The 19,232-nt window shown below is 68.1% G+C and carries 7 protein-coding genes and 1 pseudogene; 5 read left to right on the forward strand and 3 right to left on the reverse strand.

From position 1 onward, the window contains the following. Positions 1–421 (reverse strand): annotated as a pseudogene (locus JDO7802_RS00375) (peroxidase family protein); the annotation flags it as partial. 103 nt (positions 422–524) lie between these two features. Between JDO7802_RS00375 and JDO7802_RS00380 the strand changes: the two are divergent. Genes JDO7802_RS00380 through JDO7802_RS00390 form a run of 3 tightly spaced genes read left to right on the forward strand, consistent with a single transcriptional unit; the run spans position 525 to position 2,106 of the window. After that, positions 525–1,421, forward strand: coding sequence for a hydrogen peroxide-inducible genes activator (locus JDO7802_RS00380; protein ID WP_055081724.1), 897 nt, complete (start codon positions 525–527; stop codon positions 1,419–1,421). A gap of 50 nt (positions 1,422–1,471) precedes the next feature. Continuing rightward, entirely contained in the window at positions 1,472–1,738 is a 267-nt protein-coding gene (locus JDO7802_RS00385; RefSeq protein ID WP_055081725.1) for a type II toxin-antitoxin system Phd/YefM family antitoxin, read from the forward strand. Next, positions 1,735–2,106, forward strand: coding sequence for a type II toxin-antitoxin system VapC family toxin (locus JDO7802_RS00390; RefSeq protein WP_055081726.1), 372 nt, complete (start codon positions 1,735–1,737; stop codon positions 2,104–2,106). Before JDO7802_RS00385 ends, JDO7802_RS00390 begins: the two co-directional genes overlap by 4 nt. Positions 2,107–2,109: 3 nt before the next feature. Here the strand turns inward: JDO7802_RS00390 and JDO7802_RS00395 are convergent, their stop codons facing one another. Together JDO7802_RS00395 and JDO7802_RS00400 are read right to left on the reverse strand one after the other, a co-directional pair. Next, the gene (locus tag JDO7802_RS00395) at positions 2,110–3,198 is read right to left on the reverse strand and encodes a ParB/RepB/Spo0J family partition protein (RefSeq protein WP_055081727.1); all 1,089 of its coding nucleotides are present in this window, start codon (positions 3,196–3,198) and stop codon (positions 2,110–2,112) included. Continuing rightward, positions 3,198–4,583 (reverse strand): AAA family ATPase, encoded by a 1,386-nt coding sequence (locus JDO7802_RS00400; protein ID WP_055081728.1) that lies wholly within the window; start codon positions 4,581–4,583, stop codon positions 3,198–3,200. The genes JDO7802_RS00395 and JDO7802_RS00400 overlap by 1 nt, the downstream gene beginning before the upstream one ends. Positions 4,584–5,125: 542 nt before the next feature. Between JDO7802_RS00400 and JDO7802_RS00405 the strand changes: the two genes are divergently transcribed. Together JDO7802_RS00405 and JDO7802_RS00410 are read left to right on the forward strand one after the other, a co-directional pair. Then, the gene (locus tag JDO7802_RS00405) at positions 5,126–6,448 is read left to right on the forward strand and encodes a replication initiation protein (protein ID WP_055081729.1); all 1,323 of its coding nucleotides are present in this window, start codon (positions 5,126–5,128) and stop codon (positions 6,446–6,448) included. Positions 6,449–6,611: 163 nt separating this feature from the next. Then, a complete protein-coding gene (locus JDO7802_RS00410) occupies positions 6,612–19,232 on the forward strand; it encodes a beta strand repeat-containing protein (protein WP_144430466.1) in 12,621 nt (4,206 codons plus the stop codon).

Consider the following 19,232-nt stretch of genomic DNA (forward strand, 5'->3'; position numbering starts at 1 on the left):
ACAGCAACCGGCGCGCCTTGTCCAGGTTGCCGTTGTCGGGCCAGGAGTTCAGCGGCGCGAACCGCTGGTTGCCGGTGGTCGACCCGCCGCGCCCGTCGGCGGTGCGGTACGTGCCCGCCGAATGCCACGCCATGCGCACGAAGAACGGGCCGTAATGCCCGTAATCCGCCGGCCACCAATCCTGCGAATCGGTCATCAGATCGGCCAGATCCGCCTTCAGCGCCTTCAGGTCCAGCTTCTTGAACTCTTCAGCGTAATCGAATTCTTCCCCAAGCGCGTTCACCTGCGGCCCGTTCTGCGCCAGGATCTTCAGGTTCAGCTGGTTGGGCCACCAATCGCGGTTCGACCGCCCCCGGTTCAGGGTGTGAAGCGTCGCGCCGTGGATGACCGGGCATTTGCCCGTGCTGTCGGAACCGTCCATCATGTCTCGTCTCCCGTGGGTGTTCTGGATTCTGCGCCCATCGTATCAGACCCGCGCGATAGACATAAGTTGCATTTACCTATCCTTGCGATAACCTGCGATTATGGCAAACCTCACCCTCAAACACCTCCGCTATTTCGAGGCGCTGGCCCGTCACGGCCATTTCGGACGCGCCGCCGAAGCCTCCGCCATCTCCCAACCCGCCCTCTCGGTTCAGATCAAGGAGTTGGAGACGACGTTGGGCGCCACGCTTTTCGAACGCTCCCCCCGCAACGTCCGGCTGACCGCGTTCGGCGAAACCTTCGCCACCCGCGCCCGCGACATCCTGCGCGCCGTGGACGAATTGGGCGACCTCGCCCGCGTCTCCCAGGGTCAGCTGTCGGGCCGCCTGCGTCTGGGCGTCATCCCCACCGTCGCGCCCTATCTGTTGCCGCCGGTCATCGCCGGGCTGGCCGCGACCTACCCCGCGCTCGACCTCGATATCCGCGAAACCATCACCCCAAAACTGTTGGAGGAATTGTCGGACGGACGCCTGGATGCCGCGATCGTCGCCCTGCCCGTGTCCGAACCGTCGCTGACGGAAACCGCCCTCTTCACCGAAGATTTCGTGCTTGTGCGCCCCGCCGCCGACGCCGACCGCCCCATGCCCGCCCCCGATCAGCTGCATACCATGCGCCTTCTGCTGCTCGAGGAAGGTCACTGTTTCCGCGATCAGGCCCTGTCCGTCTGCGCCCTGCCCGCCGGTCGCCCGCGCACCGGCCTCGACGGGTCCTCGCTTTCGACGCTGGTGCAGATGGTCGGCGCGGGCATCGGCGTCACGCTGATCCCCGAAATGGCCGTCGCGACCGAGACGCGCGCCGCGCCCGTGTCCATCGGGCGCTTCCCCCGCAACACGCCGAAACGCACCATCGGCATGGTCTGGCGCGGCACCACGCCACTGGCCCCGCAACTGACCGCCATGTCCGCCGTCGTGCGTCAGGCGCTGAAACCCGCGCCTTGATCGCGGGCGCATCTTGACCTATATGTTGGTCAACATTTTCGGAGGGTTCGATGACCGCCCAAGTCCCCGTGGCCGAAGCCAAGAAGACCTTCGCCGACCTCATCCGCCGCGCCGAAGCCGGGGAGGAGATCGAGCTGACGCGCTACGGCCGCCCCGTCGCCCGCCTGGTCGCGACGAAACCGGTGCCCAAGCGCAGCATCGTCGGCCTCATGGTCGGCAAGGGAGTGTCCCCCGCCGATCCCTGGGCCGGCGACGCGGAGATCCAGGAGATGTTCGAGGAATCACTCGACAGCAAAGACAACCCGCTGAATTGGTGAAGCTTCTTCTCGACACCCATATCCTGCTGTGGCTCGTTTTCGATGATCGCCGCCTCGATCCCGCCGTGCGCGATACCATCGCCGCCGCCGACATTCACGTCAGCGCCGTCTCCGTCGTCGAAGTGTCCATCAAGACGGCCCTCGGGAAACTCGTGGTCGACCCGGATCTCTGGGACCGGCTGCATGAAAGCGGTGTCACGGCGCTGCCGATAACATGGGATCATGCGCAGGTCGTCCGCGCCCTGCCCCTGCATCACCGCGATCCTTTCGACCGTCTCCTCGTCGCGCAGGCGCAGGTCGAGGGGTTGACGCTTGTCACCGCCGACGCCGCGGTCAAACGCTACGATGTGGCTCTAATGCCCATTTAGACCCTATTTCTTCGCCTGCCCGACATCCTCCAGCAGATATTCGATCCGCTCCATCACCGCATCGATCAGGACGGAATCCACCGGCCCCTCGAACCGGATCGCGTGGCCCTTGGCATCGTGAACGTGGCGGATCGCCCGCCCCTTAGCCAAGGCGACATAGCCGCGTTTCGGCTTCACTTCCCGTGGACGCCCCGGCTCCCCGCCGGTCCGACGCGGCGTCCGCGCCTCCCCTTCCAATGTCGTCAGCGCGCGCAGCAATTCTGCCCATTCCCGCTCCGCATCGGTGCCCAGGCCGGGGGCCAGCGCCCGGCGCAACGCCCCGCCCTGCCCCGCCTTGATCGCCGCCGCCAGCCGCAGGCATTGCCGTTCGCTCAGCGCGTTGGGAAACACCAGCATGTCGCCCAGCTCCTCGTGCAGCAACGCGAACGATCGCACCTTCGACCGCTTCGCTTTCGACGCGGCGGCGAACAGCGTGTTGACCGCCTCCTCCAACGTGTCGAACGCGCCGTCCTGCACCGCGATCACCGCCGCGCGCCCCCGCTCATAGGACGACAGATCGGCGCGGATCTCGTTCTCCTCCACCATGGCGACCACGGTCTCGGGCGCGCTGCGCGGCGGGCGCACGAAGGCCCGGATCGTGCCATCCGCCCCGGCCACATCGCGCATCGCGGTCAGTCGGCGAAACCCCGAAATCAGGTCATAGATCTCCGCCTCCCCGCCGCGCCGCGTCACTTCGATCGGCGTGCGCATCCCGTTGGCGCGGATCGAACTGCGCAATTCCTCCAACGGGGCCTCGGCCATTTCCATCCGGTCGCGCGACATTCCGTCGGTGTGAATCTGCGCAATGGGCAATTCCCGCACCTCCCACCCTTCGGCGCGCGCCCGGCGCAGGGTTTCGGCGTCCGCGCGGTCGCGTGCTTGCTTTTCCTGCTGCTCCACGCTTACGGGCGACGCCTCCGCCGCCGCCTCCGCCGCCACCTGCGCCATCGGCACCATACGAGGTTTCGCTGCGAAACCTCCCTCCGCCGTTTCGCGGTCCAGCTTCGCCAACTCCTCCGCCGTCGGCGCCGCGATATCCCTGCGTCGTGCCATCAGTCCTCCTCCTCCATCATCTGCGCATCGCGCCACCAGCACCCCAGCAACAGCTCCTTGAAATCCGCATAGGTCCGGTCGAACACCTCCCGCCCGCGCAGATACGTGTCGCGGTTGAAGTCCTTGGGGTCGGCCTCATAGATCCCGCTCACCCGCTCCCCGGCCTGACCGACCAGCGCGGTGAACTCCTGGCGGTGCGGTGCCATCAGGTTGTCGAAATACGCCTGCACCACATTCGCCAGATCCGCCTGCTGACCCGCGTCATAGCGCGTCAGGATCGTGCGCACCGCGTCCCATTCGAACCGCTGCTCCGGCAAACCCGCGGCGCGGCGTTGGGCGTTGTCGCCCTCTTCGATCGACGCAAAAGTGGCGTGGAGCATGTCGAAGAACCGGCCCGTGCTGTCGAACTCCAGAAAGCTGGCCCCCAGGGGCACCAACAGGATGTCGGCAGCCGACAGGGCGTTGATCGTCAGGTATCCAAGGGCAGGGGGGGTATCGAGGAAGACGATGTCGTAATCGTCCAAAATCCCTTCGCTTGCCAGGAAGTTCGGCAAAGCATCCCACAGGGGCCAATCGCGCAACTGCATACGCCAGACGGGGATCTGAAATTCGGCCCAGTAGAGGTTCAGTTGAGCACCGATCAGGTCGATGTTGGGCCAATGGGTTTTCTGGATCACATCGGACGCCTTGGTCGACAGGGCGGCGGTCATCGTCTCGTCCAGCGGAAGGGGGGGCTGGCCGCCGGCGGCGCGGACCTGGTTTCGCTGCGAAACCGCGCGCGCGTAATCGCGGGCCAGCAGGGGGAAAACCGTGGACCATTCGTCGGGCACGTCGCCGCCGAGGATCGAGGTCATGGAGCCCTGGCTGTCGAGGTCGATGACCAGAACACGGTAGCCGTCAAGCGCCGCCGCCATGGCCAGATGCGCGGCGGTCGAGGTCTTGCCGACACCGCCCTTGAAGTTGGCGACGGCGGTGACCTTGGCCTTCACGCCCTTGGGGCGCCAGGGTTTGTATTCCTTGGTGCTGGACCCTTCGGTGGCGAAATGTTCGCGCAACGACAGCACCTCCTCCAGGGTGAACCAACGGGTGCCGCTGGACCCTTCGCCCTGGGGCAGGTCGGGGTTGGTCTTGAGGACGCGGCGGAAATGGGCGGCGGCGACGGGGATGAGGTAGCGGCAAATTTCCCAGGTGGAGAACTTGCGCAGGTGCTTGCGCCCGTCGGGGGCGTAACCGCGCTTGGCCAGTTCGCTGCGCCCGTGGGCGGATCGCGCGGCGGCCTGGGCAAAGCGGGTCGTGTCGACCGGATCGCCAAGACGCGCACCGCAGGACGCGGGGTCGAGGTTGTGATAGGGCGGGGTGTGAATGTCGGATTTGCGGGTTGTCATGCGCGATGCTCTGCCTCGATGTTCGGCGTTTTGCCGCATATTCCCCGCAAGATGACACATCGCGGGGGATGAGGGAACGCCGATGGCCGATATCTGCCCCTTCCTGTCCTGAAAACGAAAAACACACGGCAGAAAGGCTTGTATTTCTTTCAGGACTTTAAGAGTCTTTACGCGCTGCAACCCCCCGTCCTATAAAAGAAATACCGCCGACCGGTCCCCGTATGCGGGACGAAGGGACCCCGACCACGGGAGGAAAGGGACCCGTTCACGGGGCAAGGGGCCCCCGAATACGGGGGAAAAGGCACCCGACCACGGGATCGATTCGGCGCGATACGCGAAACAGGTCCCCAATCAAGTGAAAAAGGGTCTATTGCCCCCAGCGTACGGTGGCCGGGAAGAATCGCAACAGGCCACGCTCCGCGCTTATCCTGCAAATGGGTTCCTTTGGGCGCAGGCGGATCGCATCGCTCAAGGCACCTGAACGGGATTGGCGGTTGGGTGCTTTTGTGGCATGGATCGGAGCACGCGGAATCGGAGGCGACATGGCGCGCAGCACATCGACGGGGGCAGGGGCCGCCAGGACGGGCAAGGCCGCGCGCGCCGACATCCCCCGCGACGACCTGCATGGGTCGCTGCGCCGCGCGCAGGTCAAGAAGAACGTCGCCGCGATCCACGTTTCGGGCAAGCTGACGCTGTTGCAGCGCAAACTGTCGAACGTTCTGCTGCTCAATGCCTATGACCATCTTATCGGACGGGCCAGCCACCGGATCGACGCGCGCACGCTGTGCCTGATGGTGGGGTACAATTCCAACGACACCGCGACATTGAAGGATGCGCTGCGGTCGTTGGCCGAGACGACGGCGGAATGGGACATGCTGGACGGGCGGGGGCGCCAGGAATGGGGGGTGTCGTCGCTTTTGTCGTTTGCCAAGCTGGTCGACGGGGTGTGCGAATACGCCTATTCCCCGGCATTGGCCGAAAAGCTGCACGACCCGGCGGTCTTTGCGCTGATCAACATGAACATCCAGCGGCGGTTCACCAGCGGTCACGCGCTGGCGCTGTATGAAAACTGCTATCGCTTTCACCGGGTGGGCAGCACCGGATGGTGGGAGATGCCGCTGTTCCGCCGCCTGATGGGGGTCGGCGACAGTGCCTATTACGAGACATTCAAGCATCTGAACGCCAAGATCATCAAGCCGGCCGTGGCCGAGGTGAACGCGACATCGAACATCATCCTGACGCCCGAGACGCGGCGGGAGGGCAGGGCGGTCGCCGCCATCCGGTTCAAGATCGCCGAGAACCCGCAGCTGGGCCTGATGGAGCTGGACGACGGGGGGGCGGTGCGCGCCACGGATATCTATGCGCGCCTGCGCGACATCGGCGTGGCCGACCGCCTGGCCCGCCAGTGGATCGCCGAACACGGGGAGGCGCGGGTCGAGGCGCTGTTGCAGATGGTGGAGGGGAAGGGCGGCGTGCGCAGCCCCGCGCGGTATCTGTCGGCGGCGATCGCGGGCGGGTGGGACGCGGAGACCGACGCGCCGCCATCCACGCCTGCGCCCACGCCGGAGGACATCGCCGCGGCAGATGCGGCCCGCGCGCGGGACCGCGCGGCGGATGCGGCGGAGGCGGCCCGCGACGCCGAACGCGACGGCCGGCGCGCGCGTCTGGACCGCGTGCTGGCGTTGGTGGAGGCGCGCAGCCCGACGCAGCGCGACGCCGACCGCCGCCTGTTCCTGAGCCGGATCGAGGATGATCTGGCGCGCGAGGATTTCGCCGCGCGCGGCTGGCGGTCGGGATTGAACGGCGCGGCCATTGCCGCCTTCTGGGAGGAGATGGAGCCGGGGGCCTTCGACGACGCCCCCTGACCGCGCGCCCTGACTGCGACGTGTTCAATTTGTGACACTTCGGGGAGACGCGGCGGTCGGGCGAATCGCCTTGTTGCCTTGCGCCGCTGGCGCTGCGCAAGGTCGATGCCAATACGCGGAGGCGGGATAACCCGCCCCGATGGACAGTGCATTGGAGCCCCAGATGACCATCAAGGCCGGTTGGGTCCGGCGGGGTCTTGCCCTGCTGGGCGTCGTGGCGACCCTGTTTGCCGCCCCCGATGCATCCGCAACACCCTTCACCACGACCGTGCCGGACACCGGCGTCCAATTGCCCGACAGCTATCCGGAGGCGGGCGGCGTGGCGGTCGTCCTGACGGGGGCGAACGGCAACATCTACTACCAGTTTTCGGACCCGTCGGGGGCCTTCGTCGGGTTCCAGAACCGGGGCACGCCGTCGCGGTTCAACGGCAACCCGTTCACCATCAACGACCCCATCAACCTGGAATGCGGGTTCCGGTCGTGTACCGATTACTTCGGCGGATCCATCGTGCGGATGGACATCCGGTTTTCGGCCTATGACGGCGACACGCAGGTCGGCGGTTTCGATTTCAACCGGATCACCCTGCGCATCAACGGCTTCGACGTGGGCAATTGGTCGGGGCGCACCACCGACCGGACCAACAATTCGGGCACGCGCAGCTTTGGCCAGGTGTCGGGGTTCGGCAACAACACGTTCAACACCGGGTGGTTCAGTTCGACGAACCCCGCGCTCTTGTCCAACATCCTGTCGACGAACCGGACGGTCACGCAGGTGTTCGACCAGACGCCGAACGACAATTACTGGGATTTCACGCGCGGGCCGTCGCTGGGCAATCAGCGGCTGCGCACGATCGCGCCGGGGCTGGAATTCACCAAGACGATCACGGCGGGCGCGACCTTTGGCGCGGTGGGCGACACCGTGTCGTACCGCCTGGTGGCAAGCAACATCGGGTCGGTGGACATCGACGATGTGATCATCACCGACGACCGGATCGCGGCCCTGACCTGCGGGCCGGACAACGATCTGGAGGCGACGCCGTCGGGCAGCGCCTCGACGCCGCAACAGCTGATCTGCACCGCCGATTACCGCGTGACGCAGGCGGACATCGACGCGGGCACCATCGTGAACACCGCGAACGCGACGGGGGAGCCGGCGTTCGGATCGCTGGGCGATCTGCAGGCCAGTGCGACGGCCACCGGCCCCGCGCGCAACGATGCGGTCAGCCTGGTGAAATCGGGCGGGCCCGATCCGTTCGGCAATGCCGGATCGCAGGTGACCTATACCTTCACGGTGACGAACGACGGCAACACGACGCTGCGCAATGTGGCCGTGACCGACCCGCGCCTGTCGGGGTTCGATTGCGATCTGGGGACGATCCTGCCGCGGTCGGCGGACACGACGGACAACACCGCCAGCTGCACCGGCACCTATACGGTGACGCAGGGGGATGTGGATGCCTTCGTCAACGACGGCACGGCGCTGACCAATACGGCGCGGGTCGATGCGGACGGGGCGGCGGGGCCGGTGTTCGACACGGCAAGCGCCGACCTGGACGGGCCCGCCGCAGCCCCCGCGCTGACGGTGGCGAAGACGGCGCTGGACAGTGATTTCGGGGCGGTGGGCGACACGCTGAACTATTCTGTGGCGGTGACGAACACCGGCAACGTCGGCTGGACCGGGCCGCCGACGGTGACGGATGTGATCCGGGGCGTCAGCCAGACGGTCACCTGCCCGGCGGGCGCGGTCGCGGTGGGGGCGACGGTGACCTGTTCGGTGGCCTATGACGTGGAGCAGGCGGATCTGGACGCAGGCGTGGTCGACAATCTGGCGACGGCGACGATCACCGTGGGCGGGCAGACGGCCAGCGGGTCGGACGGCGCGCGCGTCACCGGCACGCAGACGTCCGGCCTGACGATTCTGAAGCGGCTGGCGGCCCCGGCGGGTGCGCCCTTCGATGCCGTCGGCGACACGCTGACCTATGAATACGTGCTGACCAACACCGGCAACACGCCGGTGACGCTGGCGGCGGACGGCGTGCGCGACGACCGCATCGGCGTGACCTGTCCGGTGCAGTCGATCGCGCCGAACGGGGGGCAGACGACCTGCACCTCCGACGCTTACGACGTGACGCAGGAGGATCTGGATGCGGGCGGCGTGACCAACACCGCCAGCGCCACCGCGCAAGACGTGAACGGCGATCCGGTCGTCAGCCCGCCGACATCGCTGACCGTGGCCGCGACGCAGCGCCCGTCGCTGGCGATCGTGAAGGTGGCCCCGAACGTGGACCCGGACGATTTCGTCGAAGGGCTGCGGGTCACTTATGAATTCACGGTCAACAACACCGGCAACGTCACCGCCGAAGGCCCGATCCGGGTGACCGACGACCGCATCGGCGCGCCGTTCGAATGTGCGCCCGGCGATCTGGCCCCCGGCGGATCGATCGATTGCACCGGCGATTATACCGTGACCGAAGCCGACGAGATTGCGGGCTTCGTCACCAACACCGCCTTTGCCCAAGGGGCCACCGGCCCCCGGTCGCCGCAGACCAGCCAGACGATTCCGCAGGAAGGGTCGCCCGCCATCGGCATCGAGAAGGAGGCGCTGACGGCCGATTTCGACGACACCTCGGACGTTTTGCAATATCGGTTCACCGTCACGAACACCGGTAATGTCGCCTTCGACGTGCCGCGCGACACGATCACCATCGTGGACCCGTCGGTGACGCTGGATCCGGGCTGCACGCCGCCCGGTGGCACGCTGTTCGGTCAGAATTCGCCCAACACGCCCAAATCCTTCGTCTGCACCGGCAGCTTTGCGGGGCTGACGCAGGCCGACATCGACGCGGGCGAATTCGTCAACACCGCGCGCGCCGAAGTCGAATATGCCCCCGGCGCCGGCGGCACGCCCGCGACCATCGTGTCGCCCGACAGCGCCGCGACCGTCGCGTCGGCCATCACGCCCGATTTCACCCTGACGAAGACCAGCACCGGGGCCGCCACCTTCGACACGGTGGGCGATACGCTGACCTATACCTTCGAGATCGAGAACCTGACGAACCAGACGCTTGCGTCGGTGGAGGTCACCGACCCGCTGATCCCCGGTCTGTCGTGCGCCTTTACCGACGTCGGGCCGCGCGCGACCGTCGATTGCACCGGCACCTATGATGTCGATCAGGCCGATCTGGATGCCGGGTCGGTCCTGAACACCGCCAGGGCCGTCGGCGTCAGCCCCACGGGCACGCGGATCACCCGCACCGACGACGAGACGGTGGACATCGACGCGACCGTACGCGATCGCCTGCTGTCGCTGGAAAAGACGCGCGTTGTCCCTGCGGGCGGCAGCGCCACCACCTTTGCCGCCGCGGGCGAGACGGTGGAATATATCCTGGCCGTCACCAACGACGGCGTGCGCACCATCCGCGACGTGGTGATCCGCGACGAGGATCTGGGCGCGACCTGCACCGTGGCGGCGCTGGCCCCCGGCGCGACCGACGGCACCTGCCGCGTCAGCCGGACGACCACCCAGGCCGATGTGGAGGCGGGCGAATACACCAACACCGCGACCGCCAGCGCCACCGATGTGGCCCCGGTGAACGACGCGCTGACCCTGACCGGCCCCACGCGCGCCCCGGCGGTCGATCTGACCAAACTGCCCGGCGCCCCCGAATTCGATGCGACGGGCGACGTCGTGCGGTTTACCCTGCGGGTGGAGAACACCGGCAACGTGACATTGACGAACCTGCTGGTCGAAGACCCCGATCTGGACACGCCGCTGTCGTGTTCCATCCCGTCGCTGGCCCCCGGCGCGGTCGACCTGCGCTGCGTCGGGACGCGGACGGTGACGCCCGACGATGTGGATATCGGGTTCTTCGACAACACCGCGACCGTGTCGGCCACCGGGACCAATGCCGCCGGCACGCCGACCGGCGTGAACGACAGCGATACCGTGCGCATCGACGGCCCCGCGCCGGCCCCGGCCATCCGCGTGACGAAGACCGAGCGGGACGGATCGAACAGCTTTGCCGGTGGCATCGACGAGGTCTTCAACTTCGCGGTGACGAACACCGGGACCGTGACCCTGACGAATGTGACGCTGACCGACGATCTGACGGGGTTCACCTGTTCCGTTCCCACGCTTGCGCCGTCGCAGACCGTCACGACTTGCGAGGTCGGGGCCAGCACAATCCCCGCCAGCACGACCTACACCCCCGATCAGGACGACGTGGATGCGGGCAGGTTGACCAACATCGTCACCGTGTCGGGCCAGGACCGGGAGACGACGGTCGTGACCGACACGGCGCGCGTCGATCTGAACGGCCCCGCGCAGGACCCGTCGATCAGCCTGGCCAAGACGTCGACCGCCGGGGGCGGGTTCACTGCCGTGGGCGATGTGCTGGAATATGTCTATACCGTCACCAACACAGGCAATATCACCCTGACCGCGCCGATCACCGTGACCGACGACCGGATCACCGTGTCTTGCCCGGCGCTGCCGCCGGGCGGCGTGGCCCCCGGTGGAACGCTGGTCTGCACGGCCAGCGACACCGCGACCCAGGCCGATCTGGACGCGGGCGAAGTGCAGAACACCGCCGAAGCCTTCGTGTCGCAGCCCGTCGTGCCATCGCCCCTGAACCCCACGGGCGTGGCCGACGAACGGTCGGGCGAGCAGAGCCTGACCCTGTCGGCCACGCAGGCCGAATCGATCACGCTGACCAAACGGTTGAAGCCGGGAACGGCGCAGACCTTCGACGGGCCGGGCGATCTGTCGGATGCGGGCAACGCCAACAATCTGACGTTCGAATTCCTGGTGCGCAACGACGGCAACGTGACGTTGACCGACGCCGTCACGATCACCGATCTGGATGTGCCGGGCACGCCGTTCGATTGCTCGGCCAGCCCGGTCGTGCCGCTGGCGCCGGGCGACACCCTGATCTGCGAATTGGCCTATGCGCCCACCCAGGGGGATGTGGACGCGGGCGGGTTCACCAACCGCGCGCAGGCCGACACCACCTTCGACGGGCGCCCCGTGACCGACGGTCTGTCCAGCGTGACGGTGCCCGCGGTGCAGCGGCCCGAGCTGACCCTGACCAAGATGTTCCGGGAGTTGGACAACCCCACGCAAAGCTTCGCGGAGACCGAAGTCGCGATCTATGATTTCACCGTCACCAACGTGGGCAATACGACCCTTCCCGGCCCGATCGAGGTCGAGGACAATCTGATCGGGACGATCACCTGCCAGACCGGCCCGCTGACCCCCGGCGACAGCGTGACGTGCGAGGGGCGGTACACGATCACCGCCGACGACGTCGACCTGGGGTCGGTCACGAACGTGGCGTTTTCCACCGCCGGGGGCGTGCGGTCGCCCGAACAGACGGAGACGATCCCCGAAGACGTGACCCCCGCGCTGTCGCTGACCAAGGTCGCCGACACTTCGGTGATCACCTCGGCCGGGCAGGTGGTGACCTATACCTATACGGTGGAGAACACGTCGACCGGCGCGATCCGGCCCGCGTTCGGCAATGCGATCACCGTGGAGGATGACCGCGTGGGCACGGTGCAATGCCCGTTCCCATCGGGGTCGTCCGAACTGGCGGTCGATGACCCGCCGCTGGTGTGCGACAGGGCCACCGATACGGTCACGCAGGCCGATCTGGATGCGGTTTCGGCCGAGGAGATGTCGGGCTTTTTGCGCAACGTGGCGACCGCGCGCACGCTCTTCCGGTCGTCGACCAACGTGGTGTCGAACGTGCAGACCGTCGTGATCCCCGGAGCGAGCGGGCAGGACGTGCTGAGCGTCGAGAAATCCTTCGAGAACCTGACCGATCCGGGCAATGCCGCATCGCTGGGCGACGAGATCGAGTTCACGGTTCTGGCGCGCAACGACGGGCCGCGCAGCCTGTCGGGTGTGACGGTCAGCGATGCGATGCTGCCGGGCCTGACCTGCGCGCCCGCCGCCCCGCTGACCCTGGCCCCCGATGCGCAGACCGTTTGCACCGGCATCTATACCGTGCGGCAATCCGATCTGGACGACGAGAGTCTGACCAACCGCGCCGACGCGCAGGGCGCGGCCCCAGATGGCACCGTCGTGCAGGGGTCCGACACCGAGAGTGTCCCGCTGACCGGGCCGGCCCCCGAATTGCGCATCACCAAGACGCTGGTCCCGACGACTTCGCCCGTCGCGGGCGCGGATTTCACCGACCCCGGCGCGGTGCTGCAATTCCGCATCGAGGTGGAGAACATCGGCAACATCACCGTCGATTCCATCACCGTTACGGACGATCTGGTGGGGGTCACGCCCGCGTCCTGCGCGGTCGGGACGCTGGCCCCCGGTGACGCGCCCGACACGTCGTGCCTGTTCGAATACACCGTGACCCAGGAGGATGTGGACCGCGGAAGCGTGGCGAACACGGCGCGGGCCAACGGCGCGGCGCGGGCGGGCACCGTGGCCGAGGTCAGCGACGGTGCGGGCGCATCCGGTCCCGACCCCGAGCCGGGCCTGGGCGTGTCCAAGGTGGCGATCGCGCCGCTGCCGGGCGGCGGGTTCGACACCGCCGGTCAGGTCATCGATTATGTCTATACCATCGCGAACCAGGGCAACGTCACGCTGACGCTGGACCCGACCTTTGTGGACGACCGGATCCCGTCGGCGAATTTCGCCGCCAATTGCGACCCGCTGCCCGCAGGTGGATTGCGGCCCAGCGAGACCTTCGAATGCACGGCCAGTTACACCGTCACGCAGGACAACGTGGACGCGGGCACGGTCACCAACCTTGCCACCTTCACCTTCCCCGACGAATACGGCACCGGCCCGGTCGTCGGCACCGGCACCGAAACGGTGGACGGCGCGCGCACGCCGTCGCTGCGCATCGACAAGACCCCGTCGGCCACCACCGGCCTGCGGGTCGATGACGAGATTACCTATTCCTATCTGGTGACGAACACGGGCAACACGCGCCTGACCTCCATCAGGCTGATCGATGCCCAGACCTCCGCCGCGGGCACGGCGAACCTGACGATCGAGGATGGGGGCGAGATTGCCATCCTGCAACCGGGCGACGATGCGACCCTGACCGCGACCTATACCGTGACCCAGGACGACATCGACGCGGGGGCCCCGCTGACCAACATCGTCACGGCCAGCGCGGACAGCCCGCCGGGCACCACCGTCGACGACGCGACCGACGACGCCAGCGTCGCATTGCAGACCGGCGACGGGCAGCTGCAGGTCCGCAAGACCGTGACCACAGCCGCCCCCGCGACGCCGAAACCGGGCGACACGGTCATCTTCGAGGTGACGGTGGAGAACATCGGCAACGTCACGTTGGACGATGTGGCCCTGACCGACAGCGTCACGCGCAACGGCGAGACTGCGCCGCTGCCCGGTGGGCCGGTCCCGGTTTTTCGCACGGGCGACGGTGGCATCGCCGGCGCGTTGGAGGTGGGGGAGACCTGGGTCTATGACGTGACCTATGCGCTGACCCAGGGCGACATCGACGCGGGCGGCATCGCCAATTCCGTCACCGTGGATGCGACCGATCCGCAGGACAGGCCCGTCAGCGACATCTCGGACAATGGCACCGGGGCAGGGGACGCGCCCACGCCCGTCACCTTCGGGCGGACCCCCGCGCTGGAAATCCTCAAGACGGTGCGCACCTTGCCGACCGACCCGGTCGCGGGCAACGAAATCGTCTTTGCCGTCACTGTCGAGAATACCGGCAATCTCACCCTGACCGACCCGACGTTCGCCGAGGACCTGCGCCGCGCCGACGACGCGCCTGTGACGACGCAGCCGACCCCCGTGCTGGAATCGGGCGATACGGATGCGGCGGGCGTGTTCGAGGTGGGCGAGCTGCGGGTCTACACCGTGACCTACGCGCTGGAACAGGCGGATATCGACGCGGGCGGTTTGTCGAATTCGGTCGTGGGATCGGCCTTTGGGCCGGGGGGCGGCGCGGTCTCCGACACCTCCGATCTGGGGACGGGCGACGGCGACGACCCGACGCCCGCGATCCTGAACGGGACCGCATCGCTGGAAGCGGTCAAGACATTGGTGGGCACCGCGCCCGCCGCCCCGCTGCCCGGCGCCATCCTGCGCTTCGAGATTGCGGTCGAAAACACAGGCAACCTGTCGCTCACGGCCCCTGTGATCGTGGACAGGCTGACCCCCGTGGGCGGTGTGGCCGCCGACCCCGCGCCGGTGGCGGTGTTCGACCGGGGCGACACGGACGAGGACGACACGCTGGATGTGGGCGAGACCTGGATCTATGTCGTGGACCACGCGCTGCGGCAGGCGGACATCGACGCGGGCGGGTTGACCAACAGCGCAGTCGTCACCGCCGACGACCCCATGGGGGTCGAGGTTTCGGACGTGTCCGACGACGACGGGCCGGGCGATGACCCGACGGCGGTGACATTGACCCGAACGCCGGGGATCGAGACCGAAAAGGTCGTGCTGAACGCGCCCACGGTCGCGGGCGACACCGTGCGTTTCGAGATCCGGGCGACGAACACCGGCAACGTGACCCTGACCGGCGTGGACGTGACGGACGAGGCGTTGACCCGCGCCGACACCACGCCCCTGACGTTGGCCAGCGGGCCGGATTTCGTGTCGTCGAACCGCGGGTCGGTCCCCGGTTCGATCATTCCGGGCGAGACGGCGATCTTCCGCGCGACATACATTCTGACGCAGCCGGACGTGGACGCGGGCGGCGTGTCGAACGTGGCGACGGTCGGCGGGCGGGACCCGACGGGCACGTCCCTGGGTGACCCCAGCGACCCGGCGGCGGTCACGATCCTGGCCGCGCCGGAATTGGCGCTGGTCAAGCGTCTCACCTCCGGTCAGGCCAGCGTGGCAGCGACGGGCGAAGTCCTGTCCTATGCCTTCGACGTGACCAACCGGGGCAACGTGACGGCGGGGGCTGTGACCGTGGCCGACCCGCGCATCACGGATGCGGGCGGCACGGTGAATTGCCCGGCGACGTTGCTGGCCCCCGGTGCCCGCCTGACCTGCACCGCCGATTACACCGTGACGCAGGCCGACATCGACGCGCCCGGTGCCCTGTTGGAAAACACCGCGACCGCCAGCGATGGCGTGGCCGCCCCCGTCCGCGACGGTGTGACGGTGCCGGTGCAACAGACCCCCGCCCTGACGCTGGCGAAATCCGCCGCGTCGGTCACCGTCGATGGGGTGACGCAACCCGGCGTGCCGCCCGCGCTGTTCCGGGTGGGGGCGGTCGTGACCTATGATTTTACCGTCACCAACACCGGCAACACGACCCTGACCGCGACACCGGCGGCCCCGCTGACGGTGACCGACAACCTGATCGGGACGTTCGATTGCGTGACGTCCGACCTGCGGCCCGGGGCGGCGCAGACCTGTCAGGCGACTTATACCGTGACGGTGGACGACGTGGATCTGGGGTCCGTCACCAATCTGGCGGCGGCGACGGTCGGCGGCGTCACCGCTCCGCCGGTCACCGAAACCGTGCCGGCGGGCGCCGTGCCCGCGCTGTCGACCAACAAGGCGCTGACCGGGATCACCGATGCGGGCGGGACACCCAAGGCGGCGTTCGACACGGTGGGCGACCTTTTGCGCTATGACTTCACGGTCACCAACACGGGACAGGCGGCGCTGGTGCGCGATATCTCGGTGCGCGACGCGCGGCTGGACGACCCCGTGGTCTGCTTCACCTCGACCGCCGCCAACCCCGATTTCACGCCGGGCGAGACGGCGATCTGTTCGGCGACCATTGCTGCGACGCAGGCCGATCTGGATGCGGGCGAACTGCTGAACACGGCATTCGCGCAGACGACCTTCGGCGCGTCCGACCGCATCGTGGTGTCCGACGTCGACAGCGTCACGACACCTGCGGGCGGCGCGGCGGCCATGACGTTGGACAAGGCGGCGACGACCTTGCCGATCACCGGCGCGGGCCAGGTCCTGACCTATACGCTGACGGCGACGAACACGGGCAACCGGACGCTGCGCGCGGTGGCGGTGGACGACCCGTTGTTGCCCGGTTTCACCTGCCGCGCGGCGACGCTGGCCCCAGGTGGCACGCTGGTCTGTGCGGGCGATTACACTGTGACGCAGGATGACATCGACGCAGGTCTAGTCGTGAACGAGGCCACGGCCACATCGGTCGATCCAGGCGGCGCGGGCGTCGGGGCGGAGGCGACGCTGACGCTGACCACGCCCGATGCGGCCCCGGGGGTCGCGCTGGTGAAATCCGCCACGCCCGAGCCGTTCGGCGCCGTGGGCACCACGATCGAATACCGGTTTGCGGTGCGCAACACCGGCAACGTCACCCTGACCGATGTCGTGGTGCGCGACGAAATCGTGACGCCGCCCTTTACCTGCACCCTTCCCGTGCTGGCCGTGGGGGCCAATGATGCGACGACCTGCGTTCTGGGCTATGCCGTCACGCCGGGTGACGTCGACGCGGGCGAAATCGTGAACACCGCGACCGTCGCCGCCGACGGCCCGCGCGGCACGACCGCCACGGGCACCGACACGCGCGCCACCGACGGGGCCGCAGCGGAGCCTGCGTTGCGCGCGCAAAAGACCGCCGTGTTGACCGGCGATCCGGTCGCGGGATCAGTGGTCGAATACACCCTGACCTTGCGCAACACCGGCAACGTCAGCCTGGCCGTCACCGACATCGCCGACGTGATGACCCGCACCGACGGCACGGCGATCGCGCTGGACGCGCCGTTCCGCCTGCTGTCGGGTGACGCGAACGGGGACGGGCGCATCGATCTGGCCGAAACCTGGACCTATGCCGCAGGCCACACGCTGGATCAGGGCGACGTCGATGCGGGCGGCGTATCGAACCGCGTGACGGTGACGGGCGCGCCGCGCGTCGGCCCATCGGTAACGGACGTGGCCGACGACGGGATCGACGGCGACGGCAACACGATGGACGACCCCACGGACACGGCGCTGGCCCCCGCGGCCGGCATGTCGGTCGTCAAGACCGTGAAGACCGCCGGGGCCGCGGCGGGCGAGGAGGTCGTGTTCCAGGTGGTCGCCACCAATCTGGGCAACGTGACGCTGACCGATCTGGTGCTGGCCGATACGATGGCGAATGACGACGGCCTGGACGTCAGCGCGGGCGTGTCCGACCCGGTGCGTGTGGACGGCCCCGCCGCCCTGGCCCCCAATGAGAGTTCGACGTGGGAGCTGCGGTATACGCTGACGCAGGCGGATGTGGATTCGGGCGGCCTGACGAACAGCGTCATGGCGCGCGCCCTGTCCCCGCTGGGCGAGGCGGTGGACGACATGTCCGACAACGGGCTGGGCGACGGCAGCACGCCGACGCTTATGCCGATCGTGCCCGCGCCGGCGGCGACCTTGGTCAAGACGGCCGGCGCGCCCGAACGGGCGGGGGGCACGGCCTTCGACGTGGCTTTTACGCTGGTCGCCGAAAACACCGGCAACGTGACGTTGACCGACCTGAGCCTGATCGACGATCTGGCCGCCTTTGCCGACCCGGCGGAGGTGGTGTCGGTCAGCGATCTGTCCGCGACGGGCTTTGCCACCGGCGGCGCGAATGCCGCCTTCGACGGGGACGCGGATGCCGAGACGCTGCGCGCCGGCACGTCCCTGGCCCCCGGAGAGGTGGGGACCGTCAGCTTCACCCTGCGCATCGACACCGAAACCGGCGTGCCGGGCCGCGACAACGTCGCCACCCTGACCGCCCCGCGTCTGGCCGAGGCGGTCAGCGCGTCGGTCGCGGTCGATGTCATCGCGCCGACCGGGCTGGTGGCGACGAAATCGGTGTCGCCGGGCACGGCCCTTCTGGGCGAGACGGTGACCTATACCATCGAGGTCGAAAATACCGGCGATTTCGTCGAAACCGGCCTGACCCTGGTGGATCGTTTGCCTGCGGGTCTGGTGGCCGTGCCGGGCAGCGGGCGCATCGACGGCGACGCGGTGCCGGGCGAAGCGGTCGCGGGCCGCACCGTCACCTGGTCGCCGCTGACGCTGAACCCCGGCGACCGGCTGGTGGCGACGCTGGCCGTGCGCGTGACCGAAGGGCCGGGCGAATTCGTCAACAGCGCCTTCGTGCGCGGCCCGGCGGGCGACGTGCTGTCCAATGTGGCGACCGCGACCCTGGTGGTGCGGCCCGAAGCGGTGTTCGACTGCGGCGACGTGATCGGGCGGGTGTTCGACGATGTGAACCTGAACGGCTATTACGACGGGCCGGACGGCGCGCGCGAAGACGGGATCACCGATCAGACCTTTGGCGGCAAGGGGGCCGTCGCCCCGGCGCAGGTGCGGCGCGAAGAGGGCCTGCCCCGCGTGCGCATCGCCACGGTGGACGGCACGGTCATCACGACGGACGACCATGGCCGCTTCAACGTGCCCTGCGCCGCCCTGCCACGCGACATCGGGTCGAATTTCACCCTGAAACTGGACCCCAGCAGCCTGCCGACCGGGTATCACATCACCACGGAAAATCCGCGCACGATCCGGCTGACGCCCGGCACGCTGGCCAAGATGAACTTCGGCGCGGCGCTGGCCGACGTGGTGGATGTGGCGCTGACCGGGGCGGCCTTTGCGGGCGCGCAGCCGTCGGCGGGGCTGGTGTCGGGCATCGACGGGTTCGTCGGTGCCCTGGGCGAAGCGCCGGTGGTGCTGCGCCTGACCTATACGACGGCGGGCGAGGGGCGGGACACGGCGCGCGCGCGTCTGGATGCCGTCGAACGCCTGATCCGCGGGGGCTGGCCACGGGGCCGTCCGGCGCCGGTCATCGAACGCACCATCGCGGGGGGGCGCTGA

The sequence above is a fragment of the Jannaschia donghaensis genome, from assembly GCF_001403795.1.
Lineage (GTDB): Bacteria > Pseudomonadota > Alphaproteobacteria > Rhodobacterales > Rhodobacteraceae > Jannaschia > Jannaschia donghaensis.